Genomic DNA, 516 nt, shown 5'->3' with positions numbered 1-516 from the left:
TAGCACGTAGCGTACTATAATACATTGTCGGAATCATGATAATAAATGTAGGGTGATATTGTGCAATCATGTCATTCAATTCTTCGCCGTTAAAGTAACGTTGAAGAATAAGTGTGCCACCTGACATCAATACTGGTAATACAGTATCGTTAAACCCTAAAACATGGAACATTGGTGTTGATACAATCGTAATATAGTTTGAATTGAACTTATACGTCAGCTCTAGGTTTGCACCGTTATGAACAAATGATTCATATGAGAACATCACACCTTTAGGTGATCCGGTTGTACCACTTGTATAAATTAATGCTGCAAGATCTTGTGGTTCGACAGGTGTTGCTTGAAAAGGTTGGTGATAATCTGGATTTACGATTTCATCATATTGCGCTACATCAATATCCATATGCAATAAGTTTTGGTCAATATCGGTGAGTGAACTTAAATGTTTTTCAGCATAGAAGAGCAGTTTTAATTGTGCATCTTCCACAATGGCTGCAATTTCTTTTGGGTTAAGCC

Annotated in this window: 1 protein-coding gene; it reads right to left on the bottom strand. The window is 36.4% G+C overall.

The window, feature by feature from the left end:
* Nucleotides 1-516, bottom strand: a 516-nt coding sequence (locus IDG60_RS02170) for an AMP-binding protein (protein ID WP_206160449.1), incomplete at both ends; no start/stop codon positions are given.

Source organism: Staphylococcus sp. EG-SA-2 (assembly GCF_017152085.1).
This window is presented reverse-complemented; position numbering and strand designations above follow the sequence as displayed.